The following is a 25,834-nucleotide window of genomic DNA, read 5'->3' on the forward strand; positions in this document are numbered from 1 at the left end:
CGTCGTGCGTTGTTTGTGCAGTTCTACTTGGCCAGTTCTACTTGGCGAGCGTCGGAACTGCCTCTTCTTCGGAAGCGTTGCCGGCAACGCGCCTGTACCAGTTCTTCATAACGTGAGCGTCCGTGGGCTTGGTCAGTAGCGAGACCACTACGTAGACAGCGGCCGAGGCGAGCAGGCCGTAGTAGATCGGCTCGTTCGCGTAAATGCCGTCCAAGGGGGCGGCGGCATTGATCTCCAGGTAGATCATGGTGCCGAGGGTGACCACGGAACCCACGGCCATGGAGGCTGCGGCGGCAACACCGGTTCCGCGCTTCCACACCAGGCCACCCAGGATGGCGACCAGGAGTCCGCCAACCAGGATGTCGTACGCGATGGTCAGTGCGGCCACTACGTCCTTGGTGATGATGGCGATGACAATGGCTATAACGCCCAGGCCAAGGACCCACATACGGTTGGCTTTGACGTCGTGCTCAGGGTTGTCGGAGTCATCGGTGTTGATGTCCTTGCCGAACCAGCTGGCCACGAAGGGGAGGACGTCGGCGCGGGCCACCGTTGCGGCTGCGATGAGTGCACCGGAGGCGGTGGACATCATGGCGGCCACTGCGGCTGCGAGCACCAGGCCGCCGATGCCGATGGGCAGCAGATTCTGCGCCACCTCGGCGTAGACCACGTCCTTGCCCTGCGTGGCGACGTCGATCTCCGGGAGCGCCACCCGTGCGCCCAGGCCGATCAGGGCACCTGCCGCGCCGTAGAGGATGCAGTAGACGCCGGCCGTTGCGCCGCCCCAGCGGGCAACAGTGGGGGTTTTGGCCGTGAACACGCGCTGCCAGATGTCCTGGCCGATCAGGAGGCCCAGGGTGTAGACCACGAAGTAGGTGATGATGGTCTGGATCCCGATGCCATCGATCTGGAAGAAGCTGTCCTCAACGCGGCTGCGGATGCCGTCCAGGCCGCCCGCTGCGTTGAGCGTGAAGGGCAGCATCAGGAAGAAGATTCCGACGGTCTTGATGACGAACTGGACCTGGTCCGCAAGGGTGATGGACCACATGCCGCCGATGGTCGAGTACACCAGGACGATTGCGCCGCCGATGGCGATGGCCAGGGCACGGTCCCAGCCGAACAGCACCACGAAGATGGTGGCGTAGGCGCCGGTGGAGGTGGCACACAGCATCAGCGTGTAGGCCAGCATCACGATGCCCGAGGTCTGCGTGGCCCGGCTGCCGTAGCGGAGCGTCAGCATCTGCGACACCGTGTAGATCTTCAACTTCTGGATGGTGCCGGCAAACAGGAGGCTCAGCAGCAGCACGCCGCTGCCGATGGCCACCACGAGCCACATGCCGGAGATGCCGAACTTGTAGCCGAGGCCCACGCCGCCCACCGTTGAGGCGCCGCCAAGGACCACGGCGGCCATGGTGCCGGTGTAAAGGAACGGGCCAAGCCTGCGGCCGGCCACCAGGAAATCGCTGTTGTTCTTGGTGCGGGACTTACCCCACCACCCGAAGGCCAGCATGGCGACCAGGTACACCACCACAATGGCGATGTTGACGAAATTTGCGTCCATGAAAATGCTCCTTGGAGCTGATTGGCAGCAGGGCGGGAATTCGCGGGAGCGTCAGCGCAGTGCCGGAAATCCGCTGCTATGTTGCGGTTGATGCAGGGGGAGATCCCTGATGGTGACTCGGTGATTCTCGTGTGATTGTCTAATAGACAACACTTGTTGCCTAAAAGAGTAGTTGTGACGGCGGTAACAGTCAAGGTGCATCTGACACCAACGGCCCGTTCCCGCGTCACAAGGTGGGTATCCAGCTAGTATGGCTCCAGCGATGGGGCCGTGCGGCCGGCTGCGAAAGGTTCGTTAATGAAGGCTCTACCAGTTGAACCGAGCAACATTCCAGTTGCCATCGGTTCGCGCATCCGTGCCGCCCGCCAGTCCCAGCGGCTCACTATCGAGCAGGTGGCAGACGCCACTGGCCTCACCAAGGGATTCCTGAGCCGGGTTGAACGCGACCTGACGTCGCCGTCGGTGGCTTCGCTGGTGACGCTGTGCCAGGTGCTCTCCATCTCCATCGGCGACCTGTTTGCCGCGCCGGAAACCCACCTCACCAAGAAGGACGAGGGACCGCGCATTTCACTGGGCGGCGAAGGCATCATCGAGCGCCTGCTGACGGCGCGCTCGGAACGGCGCGTCCAGATCATCCAGGCTGTGATCGAGCCCCGCGGCCGCGGCGAATCCGAGCTCTACGCCGTGGACTGCGACGTCGATGTGCTCCACGTGATCAACGGCCGGATCCGGCTGATCCTCACGAATGAGGAATACGAGCTCAGCTCCGGCGACACTGTGACGTTCCCCGGCCGGGAGCCGCACACCTGGATCAACCCCACGGACGACGCCGTCGAGGTGCTCTGGGTGCTGGTCCCGGCCGCCAGCCGCTGACCCGGCGGGGCGAGGCTCAGCCCACGTGGACCCAGGGCCGGCGGGTGACGTCAGGCTCGGCCTCGCGCAGCACCTCCCGGGTGACGGGGGCGATCTCGCCCTCGCCGAACAGCAGGAACCGGGTCAGGTTGGTCAGCGGGTTCCCCTCGGTCCAACGGAAGTAGATGTGCGGCATCAGGCCCGTGACATCGCGAAGGTGCAGCAGCACGGCCGCCAGCGTGTTGGGCACGTTATTGCTGTGGACTTCCAGGATGCGGAAGCCGTGCCGGACCTTCCCGGTGACCATCAGTTCCTGCTCGAAGTCCGAACAGTCATCAACGAGGATCTCAATGAAGATCGCGTCGCTGTCCGCCGGCAAATGGTTGGCCAGTTCTGCGTGCTCCAGCTTGGCCCGGTACCGCGCGGCGCTGAGGCGTTTGGGCTCGTGCGCGATCAGCCGGATGGGGCCCTCCTCGCTGGCGGCCATGAACTCCAGGGCCTGTTCGTCCAGCCGGATGTGGGTGGCGCGGAGTTCGAAGGACCGCCTGACGCGCGACGCGAAGCTCACCACCACGATGCCGAGGATGAACATCGCCGCGATCTTCAGGCCGTCGGGGCGTTCCACCACGTTCGCCACGGTGGTGTAGAGGAAGACGACGGCGATCGCCCCGAACGCGACCGTACGGCCGCGTTGCTGCTTGCGCCGGGCGGACAACGTGACGGCGATGGAGGCTGATGTCATCAGCACGAGGACGCCGGTGGCGTATGCACCGCCCTGGGCTTCCACATTGGCCTCAAAGACCAGCGTGATGAGGAAAGCTACAGCGGTAAACACCAGCACCAGGGGCCGCACGGCCCGGGTCCAGGCGGGTGCCATGCCAAAGCGCGGGAGGTAGCGGGGTACCAGGTTGAGGAGCCCCGCCATGGCCGAGGCTCCGGCGAACCAGAGAATGGCGATAGTGCTCAGGTCGTAGACGGTTCCGAAACCGTCGCCCAGGTACTGGTGGGCCAGGAAGGCCAGCGCCCGGCCGTTGGCCTTGCCGCCCGGTTCGAACTCGGCTGCCGGGATAAGGAACGTGGTGATGAAACTGGAGGCGATGAGGAACCCGCTCATGATCAGGGCGGCCGTGGTCAGGAGCTTGTGCGCGCCGCGGATCCGGCCGGTCGGCTTCGCCTCGGTGTCGTCCGGGCTGCCCTGGATCTGCGGCATGACTGCCACTCCCGTTTCGAAGCCGGAGAGCCCCAGCGCGAGTTTGGGGAAAACCAGCAGGGCGATGCCGATCATCACGAGGGGGTTTCCGTGCTGCTGGTTGAGGGCAGCCCACCAGTCCGTGACCACGTGGGCTTCGCTGAAGACATGGGCGAGGCCTACCAAAACCACAACCGCATTGAGCAGCAGGAACACCGCCACCAGGACAACTGCCACGTTGATGGCTTCCTTGAAGCCGCGGAGGAAGACCACGCCCAGGCCTGCGATCAATGCCAGCGTTATCGCCACTTCCTGGCCATGCAGGAAGTCGGGGGCGAACGGGTTTTCGATGGCGTGCGCACTGGCGTCCGCCGCCGAGAGGGTCATGGTGATCATGAAGTCCGTGGCGGCGAAACCCAGGAGTGCCAGGACGAACAGCTTGCCGCCCCAGCGGGGCAGCAGCCGCTCCAGCATGGCGATCGATCCCTCGCCGCGGGGGCTCTCCGAGGCCACCCGCCGGTACACCGGCAGGGCGCCCAGGAGCGTGACGGCCACCAGCACCACGGTCGCCAGCGGAGAGACCATTCCGGCGGCAAGCGCGGCAATGGCGGGCTGGTAGCCAAGGGTGGAGAAGTAGTCCACGCCGGTGAGGCACATGACCTTCCACCAGGGCTGGGGTGTGTGGTTCGCCTGCGGCTGGCCGTGGGGACCCTGCCGTTTGCCGGATCCTTCGGGCATGCCCTCCAGCAGCCAGCCCCTCAGCCGATGGGGCTTGCGTTTGAACCTGTCGGAGGGGTCGGCGGGCGGCCGGGTGAGCGTGGTCACGGTATCCTTTCGCGCAGCGTGGCTTTCGGTCGTCTGAGGACCGTGGTGCTGCTCCTGATTGGAGCGTAGGCCCGGGAACGTGCGCAGGATGCAGGCCTTAACGAAACCTTTACGCCCGGTGTGACCGTCGTTACTTTCTGCTCAGAAGCGCGTGGCCAGTGACCTTCGCGGCTGGATGGCGCGTCGGCGCAACGATGGTGAGATGTACGTCACATTCTGGAAACCTGCCGGAAACGCAGGGTTCATGCCCGGCCCTGCTGTTTAACGTCCCGGAAAAACTACGTGGCTATTGCGGAAACACCGCGGTTGTAGCGTCGGACTCGGGGAACCCATAGTTGCACCGTCGTTTTGAATGGTCTCGCCGTAGCTGGCGCCCAGGAGCGCCACTTCTTGAGGAAGGCTCCCGAAATGAACATCTCTCTAGTCAATGTGGGCATGGCAGTGGATCCCGCGGTGCTCGATCCCGGCGCCACGGCCTGGATGCTGGCAGCGTCCGCACTCGTCCTGCTGATGACCCCCGGCCTGGCATTCTTCTACGGGGGCCTCGTCCGGATGAAATCCGTCCTGAACATCATGATGATGAGCTTTGGCGCCATGGGCGTTGTTGCCGTGGTCTGGGCGCTGTGGGGCTATGGACTGGCCTTCGGGCCTGACACCATGGCCGGGCTCGTCGGCGATCCCTTCGCCAACCCCGGCCTGAGCGGACTGACCAGCATCATCGGGGGCAAGGCGCCCGGGCTCCCGGACATGGTGTTCATCGGCTTCCAGGCAACGTTCGCCATCATCACCGTCGCACTGATCAGCGGAGCGGTGGCGGAACGGGTCCGGTTCGGGCCGTGGCTGCTATTCGCGGCGCTGTGGGTCACGCTCGTTTACGCCCCCATCGCCCACTGGGTCTGGGGTGGCGGACTGTTCGGCCCCACGGGCGTCGTCGGCAGCAAGATCTCCGCCCTCGACTTCGCCGGTGGAACTGTGGTCCACATGAACGCGGGCATAGCGGGACTGATGCTCGCCGTCGTGCTCGGAAAACGCCTCGGATTCATGAAGGATCCCAACATCCGTCCGCACAACCTGCCTTTCGTGATGCTCGGCGCAGGGCTCCTGTGGTTCGGCTGGTTTGGCTTCAATGCCGGCTCTGAACTCGCGGCCGACGCCATCGCCGGCCTGGCCTGGACCAACACCCTGCTGGCCACGAGTGCGGCACTCCTGGGCTGGCTGCTGATCGAAAGGCTCCGGGACGGTCACGCCACATCCCTCGGCGCCGCATCGGGAGCCGTCGCCGGCCTGGTCGCCGTCACGCCGGCCTGCGGGTTCGTGGACCCGATCGGTGCCATCCTGATCGGGGTCGTGGCCGGGGCGGTCTGCGCGCTCGCGGTCGGACTCAAATTCAAGATCGGCCTGGATGATTCGCTGGACGTGGTGGCCGTGCACTTTGTCGGCGGCCTGTGGGGGACGCTCTCACTGGGATTCTTCGCTGTCCCGTCGGTCAAGACCGAGGGCGGGCTCTTCTACGGCGGCGGCCTGACACAGTTCTGGCCCCAGGTCCTCACCGCGCTGATCGTCACCGCCTGGAGCGCCCTTATGACCACGCTGATCGGATTCGCCATCCACAAGATGATGGGCATGCGGGTGTCCGAAGCCAACGAGCGGTCCGGCATCGACGTTACCGAACACGCCGAAACCGCCTACGAGCTGCTGATGGTTGGCGGCGCGTTCCATCCGGGCGAACACCACAGCAAGACCGTTCCTCCGGAGGGTGAGGCGGGCACGCCTGAGGGTGCTTCCGCGGAAACGCCTGCGGAAGTAGCGGCGGCGGGCCAGTTCGGCCGGCAGTCAGAGAACAGCAGGGTGCGGACGTGAAACTCATCACGGCCATCGTCCGTCCGGAAAAGGTCGAGACTGTCCGGGCGGCTTTGGAAGGGTTTGGCGTCAGCGGACTGACCGTAAGCCAGGCCAGCGGCTACGGTCAGCAGCGGGGCCATGTGGAGGTGTACCGCGGAACCGAATACAACTCCGACCTTCTGCCGAAGGCGCGCGTGGAGGTGCTGGTGACCGAGGAGGCCATGGACGGTGTGATGGCGGCCATCGAATCGGGCGCCAGCACCGGTCGGTTTGGGGACGGGAAGATCTGGACCCTCTCCATCTGCGACGCCGTCAGGGTCAGGACGGGGGAGCGGGGGGCGTCCGCCATCGACTAAGGGATACGCGCAGGCGTGAGGGAACGCTCGCCCAGATGGATTGGTAAACACTTGATGCACAACGGGAAACTTGAGTGTATGATGGGTGTCACACTACCGATCCATCCTCGAAGGAGAGGCGTTCCTTTGGAAGAGCTGCGCATCGAGGCCAACGGCAACCTTGGCCCTATCGATTCATCCCGTATTCCCCGCTACGCAGGGGCTGCTACGTACGCCCGACTGCCCAGGCTGGACCAGGTGGCCAAGGCCGACATCACTGTGGTGGGGGTGCCCTTCGACTCCGGCGTCTCCTACCGCCCGGGTGCACGCTTCGGCGCCAACCACGTCCGCGAGGCCAGCCGGCTGCTGCGCCCCTATAACCCGGCGTGGGACGTCAGCCCGTTCGAGAACGTCCAGGTGGCGGACGCCGGCGACATGGCCGTGAACCCGTTCAACATCAACGAAGCCATCGAGACGATCCAGCAGAACGCGCTGGACCTGACTGCCGGTGGCAGCAAGCTGGTCACCCTTGGCGGGGACCACACCATTGCCCTGCCGCTCCTCCGTGCCGCCGCCGAGCGCGCCGGGGAGCCTGTGGCCATGCTGCACTTCGATGCGCACCTGGACACCTGGGACACGTATTTCGGGGCCGAATACACGCACGGCACGCCGTTCCGCCGCGCTGTCGAGGAGGGCATCCTGGACACCGAGGCCATCAGCCACATCGGAACCCGCGGCCCGCTGTACGGCAAGAAGGACCTCGACGACGACCATCGCTTCGGCTTCGGCATCGTCACCTCGGCCGACGTCTACTACCAGGGCGTCCTGGAGACCGTGGCCAAGGTCAGGGACCGGATCGGCAACCGCCCGCTGTACATCTCCGTAGACATCGACGTCCTGGACCCCGCGCACGCGCCGGGCACCGGAACCCCGGAGGCCGGCGGCATCACCAGCCGGGAACTGCTGGAGATCATCCGCGGCTTCCGCGGCATGAACCTGGTCGGTGCGGACATTGTTGAGGTGGCTCCGGCCTACGACCACGCTGAAATCACCGGCGTCGCGGCCAGCCATGTCGCTTACGAACTCGTCACCCTCATGGCGGACTCCGCGGTTGAGGGGAACAGGTTCGGTGCCGCCAACGGCTATGCCGCGCAGGCGCTCGGGCAGGAGAAGCGGCACCAGGCAGGGTTTGCCGCCGCTGCCCAGCCCGGAGGAATCATCCGTCCGGCCGTCGAGGAGTTCTCCAAGTGATCGATTTCGATCCGGGCGCGGCAGCTCCGACGAAGGGTACCAGCGTCCGCAACGGCGGGGATCTCGTCGTCGAGACCCTTGAAGCGCTGGGTGCGAAGACGGTTTTTGGCATTCCGGGCCAGCACGCGCTGGGCCTGTTCGATGCGATGGGCCGGGGCAACCTGCACTTCGTGTCCTCGCGGGTGGAGAACAATTCAGCGTTCGCGGCGGACGGGTATTCACGGGCCACGGGCGAGGTGGGCGTGCTGTTCCTGTCCACCGGCCCGGGTGCGCTGACGTCCCTGGCCGGGCTGCAGGAAGCCTACGCCACGGGTGTGCCCATGGTGGTGGTGGCCAGCCAGATTCCGCTGGACGGGCTCGGTGCCCGCCGCAAGGGCATGCTCCACCAGCTCGATGACCAGAAGGCCTCGGCCGCGAACGTCACCAAGAGCCAGCGGCTGATCCAGCACGCCTCCGGGATTCCCTCGGCCATCCAGGACGCCTGGACCGAGGCGATTTCCTCCCCGCAGGGCCCCGTCTGGCTGGAGATCCCGCAGAACGTCCTGCTGGATCCCATCATGGTCCCGCCAGTGGAGGACGCCCTCGCCGAAGCGGCGGACAACCCGCCCCGGGTGGAGCTGGTCCGCGAGGCAGTGAAATGGCTGTCGACGGCGGAACGTCCAGCGATCATCGCCGGCGGCGGCACGCGCCGCGGCCGGGCCGAGAAGTCCCTGCTGTCCATCGCGGAGAAGCTGCGGGCACCGGTGATCTGCACTCCCGGCGGCAACGGTGCGTTCCCGTGGAACCACGAGCTTTCGCTGCAGTCCTGGATCGAGGACCGGTACATGACGGACCTGCTCGAGGACGCGGACGTGCTGATCGTCATCGGCTCCTCCCTCGGGGAAGTCACGTCCAACTACTTCACGTTCGAGCCGCGCGGCCGGATCATCCAGATCGACGCCGAACCCCGGGTCCTGGAGTCCAACCGGCCCGGCCTGGGCATCCGTGCCGACGCCGGCCAGGCCCTCGCGGCCCTGGACGCGGCTCTGACCGAACCGCACGGTGAGCGGGCCGACTGGCACGGCACTTCACCAGAGGCGCTGGTCAAGGAATCCCTGGCCAAGGTCAAGGCCCGGCTGGAGTCCCAGGACCTCGGCAAGGAACTGACGTTCATGGCCGACATCCGCGAAGCCGTGCCCGCGGAGATGCAGACCTTCTGGGACATGACCATCTCCGCATACTGGGGCTGGAGCTGCTGGGACGCCCGCGAGGGACAGTTCCACTCCGCCCAGGGCGCCGGCGGGCTGGGCTTCGGCTTCCCCGCCGCCATCGGCGGGGCAGTGGGGCTGGAAACCACGGGAAACTCCGGCCGATCAGCCCGGGTCCTCGCGGTCTCCGGCGACGGTTCGGCCATGTATTCCATCTCCGAACTGGCCACCGCCAAGCAGCACAACGTCCCGGTCACCTGGCTGATCGTGGACGACGGCGGCTACGGCATCCTGCGCGAGTACATGGTGGGCGCCTTTGGCCAGGCCACAGCCACCGAACTCGCCCGCCCCGACTTCGTCAAACTCGCCGAAGCCTTCGGCGTCCCGGCCGTCCGGGTGACCCCGGAGAACGTGGGGGACGCGCTCAAGGCGGGCTTCGCCGCCGACGGGCCTAACGTCGTCGTCGTCGAAACCTTGCTCAAGATGTTCGGCCCCACCCACCTGGGCGTCTGAGCGTTCCTCAAGCCAACAGCCACCACATAGCGCGAACGGACAGTTGAGGCCCCAACAGCGGGGGCCTCAACTGTCCGTTCGCGCTTGGCGTTTAAGGGACTACCCACCCAGCCTGTCCCTTCTTAGTTTCCCAAAGCAACCATTTTCCCGTATAGTTGCCCTAGGCAAGCAAAGGGGTTATTCAGCATGGCAGTTGCACCGGAAACCGCGGCCGATCTCGTTTACCAGATCTTCGACCTCCAGCGGGCGGTCCGCTGCGTCGCGGTCTCAAGCCTGCGCGGGCAGGAAACCGGGGTGGCGCTCCAGGGCGTCCTGCGGTTCGTGGGGGAGGGGGAGTCCCGGGCCACGCATCTCGCCGCGCGCCTGGGGGTCAGCGCTCCCGTCCTGAGCCGGCATATTGCCGATCTGGAAGAACACGGCCTGGTGGTCCGCAGGCCTGATCCGGAGGACGGGCGGGCCCAGCTTGTGGCGCTGTCCGAGGCCGGAGCGGGGAAGCTGCGCGAGATAGAGCAGCAGCGCACTGCGACGCTCCAGGGTTACCTGCAGGACTGGAGCGAGGACGACGCCGAAGAGACCGCGAAAGTCCTGAAGAAACTTGCCGAATCCCTCAGGGATTCAGCCCGGGCAAAGACGGCCGGATCCATCGAAAACATTCCAACCGCTTAGGAGCTGCACATGGCGAGCCACGCTACAGCCACCGGTCCGTCCCGGATCCTGTCAACAACACCACCGCATACATCACTGCAACCATCCGCACCGGCGCCGCAGCCCGCGATGAGCCACCGCCAGATCATGGAGGCCCTCACCGGGCTGCTGGCCGCGTTCTTCACGGCGATCATCAGCAGTACCATCGTGGCCAACGCGCTGCCCACCATCATGTCCGAGCTCAAGGGCACCCAGACGGACTTCGCCTGGGTCATCACGGCTGCCCTGCTGGCCAACGCTGCCACCACCCCGATCTGGGGCAAGCTCGCCGATCTCTTCGACAAGAAGGTGCTTGTCCAGCTGAGCATCGTGATCTTCGTGGCCGGTTCCGTCATGGCGGGCCTGTCCGAGACGATCCCGCTGCTGCTGACCGCACGCGTTATCCAGGGCGTCGCCATGGGCGGCCTGACCGCGCTGGCGCAGGCCATCATCGGCTCCATCATCCCGCCCCGGGACCGCGGCAAGTACTCCGGCTACATGGGCGGCGTCATGGCTGTGGGCACCGCAGGCGGCCCGCTGCTCGGCGGATTTATAGTGGACAGCCCGCTGGGCTGGCGCTGGACCTTCTTCGTCTGTGTCCCGCTCGCCGTCATCGCCCTCATCCTGCTGCAGATCACGCTGAAGCTTCCCCACGTCAAGCGCCACGCGAAGATCGACTGGCTCGGTTCCATCCTCCTCACCTCCGGCGTCAGCCTGCTGCTGATCTGGGTGTCTTTCGCCGGCAACCCGGAATACTACGACTGGTGGTCCTGGCAGACTGCGGCCATGGTGGGCGGCGGCGTGCTGCTCCTGGCCCTCCTCGTGGTGGTGGAGTCCAAAGTGGAGCAGCCCATCATCCCGCTCAAGATCATCAGCGAACGCACCACAGCGCTGGCCATCCTCGCCTCCGTGGCCGTGGGCGTCGGCATGTTCGGCTCCTCCGCCTTCCTGGGCCAGTACTTCCAGGTGGCCCGCGGTGCCACTCCCACCGAAGCGGGGCTGCTGACGCTGCCCATGATCGCCGGTAACCTCATCGGCTCGGTCCTGTCGGGCCAGCTCATCAGCCGGACCGGCAAATGGAAGCGCTACCTCGTAGCCGGCTCCATCCTCCTGATCGGCGGCCTGGGGCTGGCCGGAACCATCGACCACACCACCGAACTCTGGCTGACAGGCCTCTACACCGCGGTCCTCGGCCTGGGGCTCGGCCTCCTGATGCAGAACCTCGTGCTGGCAGTCCAGAACACCGTCCGGGCCACAGACATCGGTACGGCGAGCGCCTCCGTGGCATTCTTCCGTTCCGTGGGCGGTGCGATCGGAGTGTCCGTGCTGGGCGCCGTCCTGGCCAACCGCGTCAAGGAGCTGGCCACCGAGGGCCTGGCCGCAGCCGGGATCCCGACCGCAGGCGGCTCCGCCGGAGCCAGCATGGACCTCCAGGACATGCCGGCCCCGATCCGGGACATCATGAGGGCGGCCTACGGTGACGCGACAGCCGAAATTTTCCTGATCTCCGCGGTGATCGGCATCATCGCCCTCGTAGCGGTCCTGTGCATCAAGGAACAGCCCCTGCGCCGCACCGTTGACATCGTCCCGGCACCTGCCGATTCAAACAACGGCAACGCCGCTCCGGCCTCAGCGCCGACGGCCGCGGCCGACGCCGGCATCGTGGACCTCGACCGGGAGTTCATCGAGGTCCTGAGCAGGCAGCGCGCCCACGAGTCCCGCTTTCCCGACGCGGCACGCCAGGATCGGAGCACCACCCGCGAAGGGCGCGGACACCTCGACGGCGACGCCCCGTCTGCCGAACGGGAAGGTTCCCGGGTGCGTTCCCGGACCTTGGTGGCCGACCCGCAGCCGGAAGCCGCCGACGTCGTGCCCCTGCTGCTGCAGACGCAGCAGCTGCTGGCCGAACAGCAGCTCCACTTGGCCGAAGCGCTGCGTGCCGTCCACGAACAGACTGCGGAGCAGCGGGAGATCGCTGCCGAACAGGCGCGCATCAGCGGGGAGATCACCACCATCCGGCGGCAGCTCGCCAAGGAACGGAAACTGCAGCGCGCCGCGGCGGACTACATCGCCACGCACGGGCGGCACCGGGGCGAATAGTCGCCCACAACACCGTAGCGGCGGCGGCGGCACAGCGCCGCCGTCGCCGTTGTCAGGGTGAGGGGACCGGAGACGCAACGACCACCACGTTCTTCCCCCAGGGATCTTCCGTATAGCAACTGATCAGCACAATCCGGTTGGGAACTGCGGTCCAGATCGGGCTGTCCTTCAGGCTGGCCTTCACGTAGGTATCCACCGAATCCACCCTGTAGCGCATGGTTCCCGATGCGGTTGTGGCTTCGAAGATGTCACCGGGGACGCTCAAGGCGCTGAGCCGGTTGAAGGGAGCGTCGCGGCCTTCCCAACTGTGGCCAAGGATGTACGTCGTGTTGGTGGACCCGGCGCCGGGCATGCCGAAGTCTGACACCCAGTAGCCATCCACGGTGATCGGCGGCACGATCGCCTGGGACTCCAGTTCCTCGCGCGTCGGGGTCAGCGGATGAATCACGACGTCCAGCCCGGCCGCCGGATAGACGATCCTGGTGGGGGCTGCGGCCGGCGGATAGCTGGGCAGGCTCGGCGGCGGTTCCTGCGCCGCGGGCGAAGTTGTCGGGGTCTCCTTGCCGCTCCAGGGGAAAGTGTCCGGCGGGACGGCATAGCCAGGCAGAGCCAGCTCGGCCGACTGCGTATACGGGGCAGCCGCCGGGTGGGACCCGGCCCTGCCGGACGTGTCCCCGGGAGCGACGATGCCGGGGAGGAACGTCAACACAAAGAAGGCCACGACGCCGGCGAGGAGCAGCAGCAGATCGCCGCGGTTCAGCGACAGGCGGCTCAGCGACAGGCCTTTTGGCGGCCGCCAGCTTCGCGAAGACCAGTTCCCGGGCGCCCAGTTCCCAGACGCCCAGTTGCGGACGGACCAGTCCTTCGAGGACCAGACCTGCAGGGACCGGACTACTAAGGCCCTGATCTTCGGCGGCAGGCTCGCCAGCAGAAAACGGCTCAGGCTTAAAGGGTCACTGCGCCACCGCTCCAACAGCCGTTGATGGTGGGCCCCGTTTCCGGCTACCGCCTCCTTCTCCGGCGTCCTGCCCCCTGGAGCCCTGTCATCTGAAGCGCCGTCCTCCGGAACCCTGTCCTCGGCGGGTCCGGCGTCCAGGGCTCCGCCCCGCCCGCCCGCACCAGGCGCGGCGATATCGCGGTCCAGGGGCCGGCTGTCTACGTGATGGCGGTTGGGGAAGGACATCGGACTCCTCCATAGATATAGGTGTGGACGGGCACCGCACCGTGACGGTGGATGCCCGTCCTGACCACAGGAACTGCCCTACTTCGACGCCCCGAAGTTCTGCAGGCGTCCCCTGTGCCGCAGGGCGACCAGTCCCGTCGCGCCAAGCAGTGCAGCCAACCCACCGAACCAAGCGGGCATGCCGGCATCTGTCTGGCTTCCCGCCGCTGTCTGGGCGTTGAATCCGCGGTTGACCACCGGGGCGGCAGCCGGGGCCGCTGCGGCTCCAGCAGGCACGGCGACAACTGCCGGCGGAGCAACCACCGGCGGGACCACGACAGGCGGTGTTACGACCGGCGGGACCACGACAGGCGGTGTTACGACCGGCGGGACCACAACAGGCGGTGTTACGACCGGCGGGACCACAACGGGCGGCTTCGTCTCTTTCTCTTCTTCTTCTTCACCCTTCACGTCGCAACCGCCCGCCGGGACCGGATAGATGTCGGCCCTGCCGTTATGTCCGTCCTTGTGACCGTTCCACCACGCCTTTTCGGGAATGGTGATGACGACGTACGGGTTCTTGTCGGATCCCGTCGCGTGGCAAATGGTGACCTTCTTGGAGCCGTGGCCCTCGTCGTCGTCGTCCTTGGGGTCGTGGTCACCCTTTGACCCGCCAGGGCAGCCGGCCGCAGGCGCGGGAATCAGGTCGCCACTGTGCGAGGCATGGCCGTTTCCGTTGAGCGCACTTTTGCTGACCGTGATGCTCACGAAGGGGTTCGATTCCGAGCCCGTTGCGTGGCAAATGCTGACTTTGTCGTCGCCGGCATTTGCGGGGGCTGTAACGCCAATTAACGCAATGCCCGCAATACCGGCCGTTGCGAGGATTCTCTTCATGGGATTCTCCATCTGGATCATTTTGGACTGACCAGACTGCGGGAGCGGGAGGCCCCATGGCGGAGGCCGGCCGTTGGCCGTAGGTGCCCAGATCGCCTGCGACTCTCCTGCAGAGTTGTCAATTAACTGACCACTTCACGCTAAGGCTCAGGCACTGGCGTAGTCGCGAGTAGCCGATACTTGACTGGGTACCCGTTTTTCACATTCCCTTCCCTCGGGACCGAGGGATAACACCCGTTTCACCCGTAACAGGACGCACGTGGGGCTCTGCCGCCACCCTGGCACGGATACGCCCTTCGGATGATATTTCCCTACTGTTGTTTCGCATAGGCAACGGATTTCGTAGAGTGGGAAGGCTAAGAGTGTCAGCCCTCGCTGGTTTTACTTCTTCCAATTCACTTCGCGCTCTTCCAAAGGATTACCGGGCATGCTTGTCACCCTCATACGGCGCTACTCCAAGCCGTATTTGCCGTATATCGCGGCAGTCATTGTTTTCCAGTTGGCGTCCACCATTGCGGCCCTCTACCTTCCCAGCCTGAACGCCCAGATCATCGATGAGGGCGTCTCCCGAGGAGACACCGACTACATCTGGCGAACGGGCGGGGTCATGCTCGGCGTGGCACTGATCCAGGTAGCCACCGCCATCGCCGGTGTTTACTTCGGGTCCAAGGCGGCCATGGCCTTCGGCCGGGACCTGCGGCGTGGTGTCTTCCGGAAGGTGACGAGCTTTTCGGCCAAGGACGTCAATGTTTTCGGCGCACCAACCCTGATTACCCGCGGCACCAACGATGTCCAGCAGGTCCAGATGCTGGTTCTCATGGGGCTGAACTTCATGGTGGCCACGCCCATCATGTGCATCGGCGGCATCATCATGGCGTTGCGCGAGGACCTGAGCCTGTCCTGGCTGGTTTGGGTCTCCGTTCCGGTGCTGATTGCCGTGGTGGGGTACCTCGTGGTCCGCCTCATGCCGCTCTTCCGTTCCATGCAGACGAAAATCGACCGCATCAACGGCATCCTCCGCGAGCAGATCATTGGCATCCGCGTGGTCCGCGCCTTCGTCCGGGAACCGCACGAGACGGAGCGTTTTGGCGGGGCCAACCGCGAACTCACCGATGTCTCGCTGAAAATTGGCTCCTTGTTCGTGCTGATGTTCCCGGCCATCGGGATGATCCTCCATGTCTCCACCGCAGCCGTGCTGTGGTTCGGCGGCCAACGGGTGGATGCCGGGGAGATGCAGGTCGGTTCCCTGACGGCCTTCCTGCAGTACCTCCTGCAGATCCTGATGGCGGTCATGATGGGCACGTTCATGGCCATGATGATTCCGCGGGCCTCGGTCTGTGCGGACCGCATCGGCGAGGTGCTCGACGTCGAACCCTCCATCCATGAACCCGAGGCGCCGGTGGCGCCCACCCACAGGACCGGTCGCGTGGAGTACCGCAATGTTTCGTTCGCTTACCCCGGGGCCGAAGAACCCGTCCTAAGCGACATCAGCTTCACCGCAGAGCCCGGCCAGACCGTGGCCATTGTCGGTTCAACCGGCGCCGGCAAGACCAGCCTGCTGTCCCTGCTGCCGCGGCTTTACGACGTCGCGTCGGGCGAGGTGCTGCTCGACGGCGTCCCCATCACCAACCTTGAGCGTTCCGAAATCACCGGCCAGGTGGCCATGGTGCCGCAGCGGCCCTACCTCTTCTCCGGAACCATCGAGCACAACCTGCGCTTCGGGAAGACTGAGGCCACGGACGAGGAGCTGTGGGACGCGCTCACGGTGGCCCAGGCCGCGGACTTCGTTCGGGACAAGAAGAACGGCCTCGGTTCCAGGATCGCCCAGGGCGGCACCAACGTCTCGGGCGGCCAGCGCCAGCGTCTGTGCATCGCCAGGGCCTTGGTAACCCAGCCCAAGGTGTACCTGTTCGATGACTCCTTCTCCGCCCTCGACGTCGCCACGGACGCCCGGCTTCGCCGTGCGCTCAGGGCGAAAACGGCCGATGCCACGGTGATCATCGTGGGCCAGCGCGTGTCCACCATCGCCGATGCCGACCAGATCCTGGTCCTGGACAACGGCCGGATCGTGGACCGGGGAACGCACGATGAGCTGCTGCTAAGTTCCACCACCTATCAGGAAATCGTCGAGTCCCAGCTGACCGCGGAGGAAGTGGCATGAGCACCAACGAGAAACTCCCCGCAGGGCAGGACACACTTCCCGTGGAGGACGACGACTTCTACGAAGAGGAATACAAGCCCACCGAGGCCGACGGCGATATGTTCGGCGGCACGCCGGCGAAGAAGGCCGAGCATTTCTGGCCGTCCGCCAAGCGCCTGATGGGCCTGCTGAAACCCGAGTCCGCCGGCATCGCCCTGGTGCTCGCCATGGTGACGGTCGCCGTGGTCCTCAATGTCATCGCCCCGAAGATCCTGGGTCAGGCCATGGACGTCATCTTCGGGGGAGTGGTGGGAAAGCAACTGCCCGCAGGAGTCAGCAAGGACCAGTTCGTGGACGGGCTGCGCGCCCAGGGCGAAAACAACTTCGCGGACATGATCGCCAAGATGGAACTCATTCCGGGCGTGGGGATCGACTTCCAGAAGCTGTCGTTCCTGATCAGCATTGTGCTGGTGATGTACTTCGTGGCGAACATCTTCACCTGGCTGCAGGGCTATGTCCTGAATGTGCTGGTCATGCGCGTGGTCCGCAAACTGCGAGACGACACGGAGAAGAAGCTCAACCGGCTGCCGCTGAACTACTTCGACACGCGTCAGCGTGGCGACACCCTGTCCCGCGTCACCAACGACGTCGACAACATCCAGCAGGCCCTGCAACAGGCCTTCGCACAACTGATCAGTTCCGCGCTCACGGTGCTCGGCATCGTCATCATGATGTTCATCGTGTCGTGGCAGCTGGCCCTCATCGCCCTGGTGGCACTCCCGCTGTCCGGAGTGGCCGCCGGCATCATCGGCTCACGAAGCCAGAAGCTGTTCGCCGCGCAATGGAAGAACACCGGCCAGCTCAACGGCCAGATCGAGGAATCGTTCTCCGGACACGACCTCGTGCGTGTCTTCGGCCGTGACGCCGACATCCTGGAACGCTTCGACGAGCGGAACGAAGCCCTGTACAAGGCCAGCTTCGGAGCCCAGTTCGTCTCCGGCATGATCATGCCGGTCATGCAGTTCGTCTCCTACCTCAGCTATGTGGGCATCGCTGTGGTCGGCGGGCTGAGGGTGGCTTCCGGCGGTATGAGCCTGGGCGACGCCACCGCTTTCATCCAGTACTCACGCGAGTTCACGCAGCCGCTCGGACAGATGGCCGGCATGGCCAACATGCTGCAGTCCGGCGTTGCCTCGGCTGAGCGGGTCTTCGAATTCCTGGATGCCGAGGAACAGGATGCCGAGACTGCCACAGAGCACCTTCCTGCCAAGACCGACGGCCACGTCGAGTTCAAGCACGTGACCTTCAGCTACTCGGAGGACAAGCCCCTGATCGAGGACCTTTCCTTCAACGCAGAACCGGGACACACCGTGGCCATCGTCGGCCCCACCGGTGCGGGCAAGACCACCCTGGTCAACCTCGTGATGCGCTTCTACGAGCTCACATCGGGAAGCATCACGCTGGACGGTGTGGACATCACGCACCTGAGCCGGTCCGAACTGCGGGCCAAGGTGGGCATGGTGCTGCAGGATGCCTGGCTGTTCGGCGGCAGCATCTACGACAACATCAAATACGGAAACCTCAACGCCACCGAGGACCAGGTCATGGAGGCGGCGCGGGCAACGTTTGTGGACAGGTTCGTCCGGGCACTCCCGGAAGGCTACAACACCGTCATCGATGAAGAAGGCAACAATGTCAGCGCCGGTGAGAAGCAGCTCATCACCATCGCGCGTGCCTTTGTGGCCAACCCGTCCCTGCTCATCCTGGACGAGGCAACCAGCTCGGTGGACACACGCACCGAAGTCCTGGTTCAGAAGGCCATGGCGGCCCTGCGGACGGACCGCACGAGCTTTGTGATCGCGCACCGGCTGTCCACCATCCGCGACGCAGACACCATCCTGGTGATGGAAGCCGGGCGGATCGTGGAGCAGGGGAACCACCACGACCTGCTGGAACTCAAGGGCGCCTACTACCGCCTTTACATGTCCCAGTTCGCCGGCGAGGACGCAGAGCAGTCGCTGGAAGATGACGCGACGGCGGTGCACAGCTGAGCGCCGCCGGCCGGCGCATCGAGGTCCTCATCCCCATGCGGTGGGGCGACATGGATGCCTACGGCCACATCAACAATGTGCAGATCGTACGGATGCTGGAGGAGGCCCGCATCGCGGCCTTCGGACCGCCCCGCGGGGCCGGGCTGCCCGGTATCGAGCCGAAGGTGTCCCTCTTCAACGATGTTGAGGAGGGCACCATGGCCTTGGTGGTGGAACACAGGATCCGCTACGTCAGGACGCTCGAATACCGGAATGTGCCGGCCGTGGTCCAGCTGTGGATCGGCGCCGTGAAAGGTGCCAGCTTCGACATCCACTACCTGGTGCAGGACCCGGTGACCCGGGAGGACTGCGTCAAGGCCACCACGCACCTGGCATTCGTGGATGAGGGTACCGGCAGGGTGCTTCGCTTGACTCCGGAGCAGAAGGAACGGCTCGCGCCGTTCGTGGCCTGAGCCTAAAGCCCCTACCTTCGGGCGGGTCGGAATCCCTATGATCGTCACTACGATGAACCACCCGGCACCATTATCGGAACCAAGGAGCATTGGCCATGGCCACGAAGAAAAAGAAAAAGTCCTGGAAGGAAATGCCGCCATTGGCGCGCTTTGGGACCTTGGTGGCAGCTGCAGTGCAGCTCTCGCTCCTGGTCGCAGCCCAGCGGGACATTTCCCGCCGGCCCGCGGAGCAGATCCGCGGCAGCAAGGCGGTCTGGCGGATGGTCACGCTGATCAACTTCGTGGGTCCGGGAAGCTATTTTGTGTTCGGGCGCAAGAACCTGCCCGCCGCCCCGAAGTAGCCGATCAACCCCGGCCGGTACGTGTCCAGGAGCCCGAAAATAGCGGGAAACCCTGGCCAACGGCCGAGTCAACGTACATAATGGCCCAACACCTACCGATCAGTAGCGGGCGGCGGTCCTTGGTGTTGGCGTTCAGGTTTAGCCTGTAAATTTGAAGGCATGACCCCAACCGCGAAGCCTGCCATGACCCGCGCCCCCGGTATCTCCAAGGAGATCGAGGACGCGGCGTGGTTTGTTCTCGGGGCCGGCCTGCAGGGCAGGCCGTCGGCCCTGGACGGGCGGACTGCCACATGGACCGCCAGCGCCGCTGCAGAGCTCCTGGAGCGCCTGGAACGGGGCGTTGCGGACCCCAAGGCCCCCATGATGACCAACCTGCGCCAGAACCTGACGGGTGCCTCCCGCGGAGCCAAGCAATTGGCCGTTGAGATGCTCTTCCTGCAGTCGCTGCCGCTGGCCCACGAAGTGAAATCGCTCAAGGTCAAGCGCGCCAGGGTGGCAGAAGCGGCCTCATGGCTTGAGCCGCCGCTCGAACTGCCCGGCGAGCTTTACCAGGGCATGACGGACCACGGCGTCATCCGCGACCGCACTGCCGAATTCAACTGGACCATCTGGGACCACCTGAGGTGGCTGTGCCGTTTTGTCCAGCACGTGGACCAGCAGGCCCCGGACACCATGGCGAAGGCACTGAAGGATCCCCTGGCCTTCCATCTGCTCGCGGCCGCGACACCGGATGACCAGCCCGCAATCCGCCGCAGCATCGAATACCTGGCCTGGCCCAGTTACTTTGAGCCGGTGGTGGCTGACGTTGAGCGGCAGGAAATCCGGGATGCCTTTGCTTCCCTGGTGGGCGGCGCCAAGGGCGACAGCGACGAAGAAATCACCGCTGACATCCACCGCATCCGCCTCTACCTCGACAAACAGGCGGGCCAGCGCATCGACTGGTATGCCCGCCAGCTGGTGAGCCAGTGGCGCAAGGTGGGGGACCCGGGCCGCCGTGCATGGCTGCTGCGCACCCACCATGACGCCAAGGACCTGCTGGCGGCGTGGCGCGGGGAAGAGAAGGTGACCCTCGACGTCGAGCACCTGCGCCTCCTGGGCCCCGGCGTCACTGCGGGACTGGTCCAGCACGCCGTGGACGAGGACTACAAGCACCTTGGCTACGTGGAGCGCGAGGACAACAAGACCGCCGTCTTCGCTTTCCTCACGGTCATGAAACCGGGCGACCTCGTCCTGTACCAGCACGCCGGCGCTGTTCGCCTCGGCGTGGTCCTGGGCGAGCCGGAGCACAACGAGGACAACCGCAGGATGCGGCGCAAGGTCCGCTGGTTCGATGAAGCACACACCATGACGGACCTTCCCCGCCACGTCCAGCGCCAGCTGGCCACGCCGGGGGTCATTGTGGACGTCACCCGGGTGGTGCAGGCGCTGCAGGCGCTGTTGCCCGCCGAAGCGGAAGCGGAGGCCGACGACGCCGCCGCGCCGGCCGTCGTCGTCGAACCTGTCCCGGAAGGGTTCCGTCCGCTGACGGAGGAGTTCGCGGCGTCCATGCACATGGACCTGGAACCGCTACAGGAAATCGCGGAGCTCCTGGAGGAGAACCGGCAGCTCGTGCTGTACGGCCCGCCCGGAACGGGCAAGACCTACCTCGCCAAGCACCTGGCGGCCGAGCTCGCCGCTGACAGCACGGACGAACGCGTCAAGCTGGTGCAGTTCCACCCGTCGTACGCCTACGAGGACTTTTTCGAAGGCTTCCGCCCGGACAAGACCGACGAGGGGCAGGTGTCCTTCAAGCTCGTGGCCGGACCGCTGCGTCGGCTGGCGGAGGAAGCTGCGAAGCCCGGCAATGAAAAGAAGCCGTACTTCCTGATCATCGATGAGATGAACCGCGCCAACCTGGCCAAGGTCTTCGGTGAGCTGTACTTCCTGCTGGAGTACCGCGATGACCGCATTTACCTCCAGTACAGCCCCAATGAGCCATTCACGCTCCCGGACAACCTGTACATCATCGGCACCATGAACACCGCGGACCGCTCGATCGCCATGATGGACGCCGCCATCCGCCGGCGCTTCTCCTTCATCGAGCTGCACCCCAAGACCGAACCGGTGAAGGGTTCGCTGCTGCGTTTCCTGCAGGCCCGCGACCTGGACACCACCCCGGCCCTCCTGCTCGACGCCCTCAACGACGCGATCGACGAATGGGACCGGGACCTCATGATCGGGCCGTCCTACTTCATGAAGAAGGCGGCCCAGACTCCTTCCGGCCTGCGCCGGATCTGGAAATACGAGCTGATGCCCCTGCTGGAGGAGCACTACCACGGGCAGCTGAACCGGGCCCAGCTGCAAGAGCGCTTCGGGCTTGAGCAACTGATGGGCCGCCTTGCGTCCCGCTAACGCATTGCAGGTCGCTGTTCCGCCGCTGCCGGCACGGCAGCCCGCCACCCCGGTGCAGGCTGTCCGCCACATCGTTTTGGACGAGCTTTCCGGCGGCGTGGTGGACAAGCTTGACGCCGCCAGCGCCGCCTTCCTGAACTCCAGCGGCCTGGCCAAGGCGTCCCCGATGGGGATGGGACTGTTCCGGATCGAGCCGGTGGGCATGGTGGGGTCCGTGCGCACACCCACGGTGCAGCTGGAGGTCCGGCCGAAGGACCGCCTTGGCCTCAGCCGGCTGCTGTTTCTGCTCAGCTACGCGGGGAACCAGGGCTTCCGCGACGATCCGGTGGCCGCCGTGGAGGACTCGGACCTGTGGAGCGCACTGGCAGAATCGCTCGCGCAGCTGGCGGACCGTGCCCTGAGCCGCGGGGTCCTGCAGGGCTACCTCACAGTTGACGAATCGCTGCGGACGGTCAAGGGCAGGATCCGGATCTCGGACCAGATTTCCCGCCGGCCGGGAATGCTCGTGCCGCTGGAAGTCTCGTACGACGAATTCACCGAGGACATTGCCGAGAACCGCATCCTTCGGGCTGCCCTTGAGCGCATGGCCAGGGTTCCTCGCGTGCGGCCCGATGTCCAGAGCCGCCTGCGGCAGCTGAAGGGAAAGCTCGACGCCGTCACGCGACTTCAGTCCGGAGCGCCGCTGCCGCCGTGGCAGGCAAGCCGGAAAAATACCCGGTACCACGCGGTGCTCCGACTGTCCGAGGTGATCCTTCGCAATGCCTCGGCCGAAGCGGGCGACGGAAAGCAACAGACGGCGTCCTTTGTGGTGGACATGGCGCAGGTGTTCGAGGATTTCGTGGGGGCGGCACTCCGCGAGGCCATGGCTGCCCACCCCGGCGAAATGCGGCTGCAGTACAACGCCCTGCTGAACGAGGCCGTGCGCGACTCGGACCGGCTCACGGTGAGTCCCGACGCAGTGCACCTCCTGGGCGGCCGTCCCGTGGTGGTCTACGACACGAAGTACCGCGCAGCGACGGACCAGGGCGCGTCACTGTCCGCGGACCACTTCCAGATGCTGGCGTTCTGCACGGCCCTACGGGTTCCCACCGCCTGGCTGGTGTATGCAGGCTCGGGAGAAATGAAGCTCCGCCGCATCCTCAATACCGACATCGACGTGGTGGAGTACCCGCTTGATCTGTCCCTGCCGCCGGCGGACATTCTGGCAGCTGTTGCTGACCTGGCACAGCAGTCCTGGGGCGAAGTGGTGCGGCAGGCAGGACTTAACCGACTTAATCAAGGATCGCGGGCTCGGAGCGGCCCGGCATTGACATGAGGTGCATGAGCAATGCCCTCTCAGGGTTGCCTTGGTTCTTGTTGAGGCAACGGCGCAGTTGAGTGCGGATTTCAGATCCCTCCGGATCGGTGTCCGTCAGGATTGCATTGATAATTTCCCACGACTGGTGACGAATCGGCTCAAGATTCACGCGCCCGCTGATGGGCCCCCCAACGGCATGGATCCCGGACCGCGCCTGCCACGAATCGCCCTGGTGGGACTCAACGGCTGACAACATCTTCTTCGGCATCTCTTACCCTCCTGTGGCACGAGCGCCCTGGCTCAACGCCTGGGAATTCGACCGACCGGAATGTAAGAATCCTATCGCAGACAGACAAGTCTGTCTGCCCCTTGCGCTAGACTATTTGTAATGACCCCAACGCCAGATTCTGTATCGGTACAGCCTGCGCCCCAGGGCGCGGCTGTGATGAGTCCTGCCGACGCAAGGCAGCGGATTGTCGATACGGCATACCAGCTTTTCGCACGCCGGGGAATACGCGACGTGGGCGTCAACGAGCTGATCAGCAGTGCCGGGGTGGCCAAGGCAACGTTCTACCGGCACTTTGCATCCAAGGATGAACTGGTGCTCGCCTTCCTCGAGCAACGCGACCGGGTGTGGACCGTGGACTTGATCGTGGCCGATGCCCGACGCCGCGGCAGCACCCCCACCGAGCAGCTGCTGGCGATCTTCGATGTCTTCGGTGACTGGTTCCGCCGGGATGACTTTGAGGCGTGTTCCTTTATCAACATCCTGCTGGAAATGGGCGCCAACCATCCGCTGGGACGTGCGAGCATTGACTACCTCGCCAGGATCCGGGGCCACGTCCAGCAGCTCGCGGAGGAGGCAGGGCTTCGGGACGCCGAGGACTTCTCCCGCTCATGGCACATCCTGATGAAGGGGTCCATCATCTCCGCGACGGAAGGCGACCTGGAAGCCTCCAAGCGTGCCCAGCGTATGGCCCGGACGCTGATCGAGGAGTTCCGGCCACAACCCTAGACCGGCACCTTGACTGTGAAGGTGGTGCCTTCTCCCAGCGCGCTCCGCAGCTGGATGCTGCCGCCGTGTGCCTCAACAATGGCCTTGCTGATGGACAGTCCAAGCCCCACTCCCGGGATGGACGTGTTCCGCACGTTGCCGGTCCGGAAGAACTTCTTAAACACTTCGGCTTGGTCCTTTTCGCTCATGCCCATGCCGGAATCACTGACGTGGCACACCAGCTCTGATCCTTCCGAACCCAAAGACACCACCACGTCGCCGCCATTGGGCGAATACTTGATGGCGTTGGAGACCAGGTTGTCCAGTACCTGTGACATGCGAGCGGAATCCACGTGGGCCTCCAGCCGTTCAGGGGCTTCTGCATGGAGCCGGACCTTGGCTGCCGCGGCGCGGGGGAGTGCGGCGCTGACGCTGGACCGCACAAGTTCGGCCACGTTGACCGCTTGCGGGCTCACGATGAGCTGCCCGCTCCGGCTGGCAAGCAGGTCCGAGACAAGCCCCAGCAGCCGCTCGGAGTTCCGCCGGATGATGTTGAGCGGTTCACGATGGGAATCCTGCAGTTCCTCTCCGTCATCCAACAGCAACTCCACGTAGCCGAGGATGGAGGTCAGCGGGGTCCGGAACTCGTGGGAAACGTTGGCGACGAAGTCGTCTTTGGCCGCCAGCGCGTTCACCAGGTCCGTGACGTCGCTGAACACAATGACGGAGCCGGCGAAGGCGCCGTCGTGGTCCCGCATGGCGCGGGCGCTGGTTGTAATGGCGCGCTGTTCACTGCCGCTGCCAAGCCACACCAGGTTGTCCGTGAAATTCTCGCCCAACACCGCGCGGCGGACAGGCCGCTCTTCCACCGGTACCTTGGTGATCCGGTCAGGCTGGAACACCAGGAGCTGGGATTCGTTCGGGTCGCTGTTTCCCGCCGGGGCGGCGAGCCGGTGGTTTTCCCGCTGTTTCCGGTTCATGAGGATGTCATGCCCGTCCGCGTCCACGGCCAGGACCCCCAGGTGCACCGTTTCCAGCACCGAGTTGAGCAGCCGTTCCTGCCGCTTGCTGTCCTCGAGGGCGATCCGCAGCTGCGCATCCTTCTCCTCAAGATCGCGTTGCTGGCGGACCATGCTGAGGGTCAATACGCTCACTGACACGCCGATGCCCAGCATCATCACGGGCAGCAGCAGGGACTTCGCCAGATCCTGCCCAGTGACGTCGCCGCGAACAAACAAGGGCACCCAGATGATGCACAGGGGAGCGAGGAATGACATGAGCAGGGCAGTGCGCGGATATATCCCCGACGCGCACAGCCAGATAGCGGGAAAGACGGCCAGGAGGCTGATGCCCGTGAGGCTTTCCTGTCCGCCTTCCCGCCCCAACGCGATCGAGACGAAATCGAGGAACGGGATCGCCAGGAAGCTGGCGTACGGCAGCCGGTCCCACGGTGTGAAGTAGCACACGCCCAGAATGAGGACCTGCGTCACCATGAAGGCGATGAAGAGGGGATTGGCCAGGGTGCCGGGGAAAAACATCAGCATCAGGACGGCCGTGAGCCCTGCCGTGATGGCGAGCGGGATCTGGCTCAGCATCACCCGCCCCCGCATCGAGTACTCGTGGAACGGCCGGCGGAAGAACAATATCCGGCCGGATGAGATGTCCCAGGTGAGGTTGCCGCTCATGACAGGGCGAAAAAGGAAGTGCGGTTTAGTGGACGCATACCACCACGATATCCGGCGACCGCTATACTTCTGACGGTATCGAGCGGAC

General features: G+C 65.1%; 20 protein-coding genes. 14 read left to right on the forward strand and 6 right to left on the reverse strand.

Features of this window, described 5'->3' with window-relative positions:
• Positions 1-37: 37 nt before the first annotated feature.
• Positions 38-1,561 carry a sodium:solute symporter gene (locus AB0N24_RS06120; RefSeq protein WP_364121845.1) on the reverse strand — a complete coding sequence of 508 codons (1,524 nt, stop codon included), beginning with the start codon at positions 1,559-1,561 and terminating at the stop codon, positions 38-40.
• Between the two features lie 297 nt (positions 1,562-1,858).
• On the opposite strand from AB0N24_RS06120, the gene AB0N24_RS06125 reads away from it, so the two are divergent.
• The gene (locus tag AB0N24_RS06125) at positions 1,859-2,434 is read left to right on the forward strand and encodes a cupin domain-containing protein (RefSeq protein ID WP_104173583.1); all 576 of its coding nucleotides are present in this window, start codon (positions 1,859-1,861) and stop codon (positions 2,432-2,434) included.
• A 16-nt stretch (positions 2,435-2,450) separates the two neighbouring features.
• On the opposite strand, the gene AB0N24_RS06130 is transcribed toward AB0N24_RS06125, so the two are convergent.
• Positions 2,451-4,427, reverse strand: coding sequence for an amino acid transporter (locus tag AB0N24_RS06130; RefSeq protein WP_364121847.1), 1,977 nt, complete (start codon positions 4,425-4,427; stop codon positions 2,451-2,453).
• A gap of 408 nt (positions 4,428-4,835) precedes the next feature.
• Here AB0N24_RS06130 and AB0N24_RS06135 point away from each other — a divergent pair, with 408 nt between their 5' ends.
• From AB0N24_RS06135 to AB0N24_RS06160, 6 genes are all read left to right on the forward strand, one after another.
• On the forward strand, positions 4,836-6,287 hold the full coding sequence (locus tag AB0N24_RS06135; RefSeq protein WP_364121850.1) for an ammonium transporter: 1,452 nt from the start codon (positions 4,836-4,838) through the stop codon (positions 6,285-6,287).
• Positions 6,284-6,625, forward strand: coding sequence for a P-II family nitrogen regulator (locus tag AB0N24_RS06140; protein WP_364121853.1), 342 nt, complete (start codon positions 6,284-6,286; stop codon positions 6,623-6,625). Before AB0N24_RS06135 ends, AB0N24_RS06140 begins: the two co-directional genes overlap by 4 nt.
• A gap of 126 nt (positions 6,626-6,751) precedes the next feature.
• Positions 6,752-7,855 (forward strand): agmatinase, encoded by a 1,104-nt coding sequence (gene speB, locus AB0N24_RS06145; protein ID WP_364121856.1) that lies wholly within the window; start codon positions 6,752-6,754, stop codon positions 7,853-7,855.
• A complete protein-coding gene (locus AB0N24_RS06150) occupies positions 7,852-9,555 on the forward strand; it encodes a thiamine pyrophosphate-binding protein (RefSeq protein WP_364121858.1) in 1,704 nt (567 codons plus the stop codon). Before speB ends, AB0N24_RS06150 begins: the two co-directional genes overlap by 4 nt.
• A 186-nt stretch (positions 9,556-9,741) precedes the next feature.
• Complete coding sequence (locus tag AB0N24_RS06155; protein WP_104173577.1) at positions 9,742-10,221, forward strand: MarR family transcriptional regulator; 480 nt, start codon at positions 9,742-9,744, stop codon at positions 10,219-10,221.
• A gap of 108 nt (positions 10,222-10,329) precedes the next feature.
• Positions 10,330-12,339, forward strand: a complete 2,010-nt coding sequence (locus AB0N24_RS06160) for an MFS transporter (RefSeq protein ID WP_364122380.1) — start codon at positions 10,330-10,332, stop codon at positions 12,337-12,339.
• A gap of 52 nt (positions 12,340-12,391) precedes the next feature.
• On the opposite strand, the gene AB0N24_RS06165 is transcribed toward AB0N24_RS06160, so the two are convergent.
• Together AB0N24_RS06165 and AB0N24_RS06170 are read right to left on the reverse strand one after the other, a co-directional pair.
• A complete protein-coding gene (locus tag AB0N24_RS06165) occupies positions 12,392-13,522 on the reverse strand; it encodes a class F sortase (protein ID WP_364121861.1) in 1,131 nt (376 codons plus the stop codon).
• Positions 13,523-13,600: 78 nt separating this feature from the next.
• The gene (locus AB0N24_RS06170) at positions 13,601-14,395 is read right to left on the reverse strand and encodes a hypothetical protein (RefSeq protein ID WP_364121864.1); all 795 of its coding nucleotides are present in this window, start codon (positions 14,393-14,395) and stop codon (positions 13,601-13,603) included.
• A 427-nt stretch (positions 14,396-14,822) separates the two neighbouring features.
• On the opposite strand from AB0N24_RS06170, the gene AB0N24_RS06175 reads away from it, so the two are divergent.
• The 6 genes from AB0N24_RS06175 to AB0N24_RS06200 all read left to right on the forward strand — a co-directional run bounded on the left by AB0N24_RS06175 (position 14,823) and on the right by AB0N24_RS06200 (position 23,085).
• A complete protein-coding gene (locus AB0N24_RS06175) occupies positions 14,823-16,556 on the forward strand; it encodes an ABC transporter ATP-binding protein (RefSeq protein ID WP_364121867.1) in 1,734 nt (577 codons plus the stop codon).
• Positions 16,553-18,586, forward strand: coding sequence for an ABC transporter ATP-binding protein (locus tag AB0N24_RS06180; RefSeq protein ID WP_364121869.1), 2,034 nt, complete (start codon positions 16,553-16,555; stop codon positions 18,584-18,586). Before AB0N24_RS06175 ends, AB0N24_RS06180 begins: the two co-directional genes overlap by 4 nt.
• A gap of 35 nt (positions 18,587-18,621) precedes the next feature.
• Entirely contained in the window at positions 18,622-19,038 is a 417-nt protein-coding gene (locus AB0N24_RS06185; RefSeq protein WP_364121872.1) for a thioesterase family protein, read from the forward strand.
• 95 nt (positions 19,039-19,133) lie between these two features.
• A complete protein-coding gene (locus AB0N24_RS06190; protein ID WP_364121875.1) occupies positions 19,134-19,379 on the forward strand; it encodes a PLDc N-terminal domain-containing protein in 246 nt (81 codons plus the stop codon).
• A 159-nt stretch (positions 19,380-19,538) separates the two neighbouring features.
• Entirely contained in the window at positions 19,539-21,770 is a 2,232-nt protein-coding gene (locus tag AB0N24_RS06195; protein ID WP_364121878.1) for an AAA family ATPase, read from the forward strand.
• Positions 21,771-21,774: 4 nt separating this feature from the next.
• A complete protein-coding gene (locus tag AB0N24_RS06200; protein ID WP_364121881.1) occupies positions 21,775-23,085 on the forward strand; it encodes an McrC family protein in 1,311 nt (436 codons plus the stop codon).
• Here the strand turns inward: AB0N24_RS06200 and AB0N24_RS06205 are convergent.
• The gene (locus tag AB0N24_RS06205; protein ID WP_364121884.1) at positions 23,042-23,335 is read right to left on the reverse strand and encodes a hypothetical protein; all 294 of its coding nucleotides are present in this window, start codon (positions 23,333-23,335) and stop codon (positions 23,042-23,044) included. The two genes, AB0N24_RS06200 and AB0N24_RS06205, sit on opposite strands and share 44 nt — an antisense overlap.
• 177 nt (positions 23,336-23,512) lie before the next feature.
• On the opposite strand from AB0N24_RS06205, the gene AB0N24_RS06210 reads away from it, so the two are divergent.
• Positions 23,513-24,082: a TetR/AcrR family transcriptional regulator gene (locus AB0N24_RS06210; protein WP_364122382.1), complete on the forward strand. Its 570-nt coding sequence runs from the start codon at positions 23,513-23,515 to the stop codon at positions 24,080-24,082.
• On the opposite strand, the gene AB0N24_RS06215 is transcribed toward AB0N24_RS06210, so the two are convergent.
• Positions 24,079-25,746, reverse strand: a complete 1,668-nt coding sequence (locus AB0N24_RS06215; RefSeq protein WP_364121887.1) for an ATP-binding protein — start codon at positions 25,744-25,746, stop codon at positions 24,079-24,081. The genes AB0N24_RS06210 and AB0N24_RS06215 overlap by 4 nt on opposite strands.
• Positions 25,747-25,834: the final 88 nt, after the last annotated feature.

This window comes from Arthrobacter sp. NPDC093128 (genome assembly GCF_040683875.1).
Taxonomy (GTDB): Bacteria; Actinomycetota; Actinomycetes; order Actinomycetales; family Micrococcaceae; genus Arthrobacter.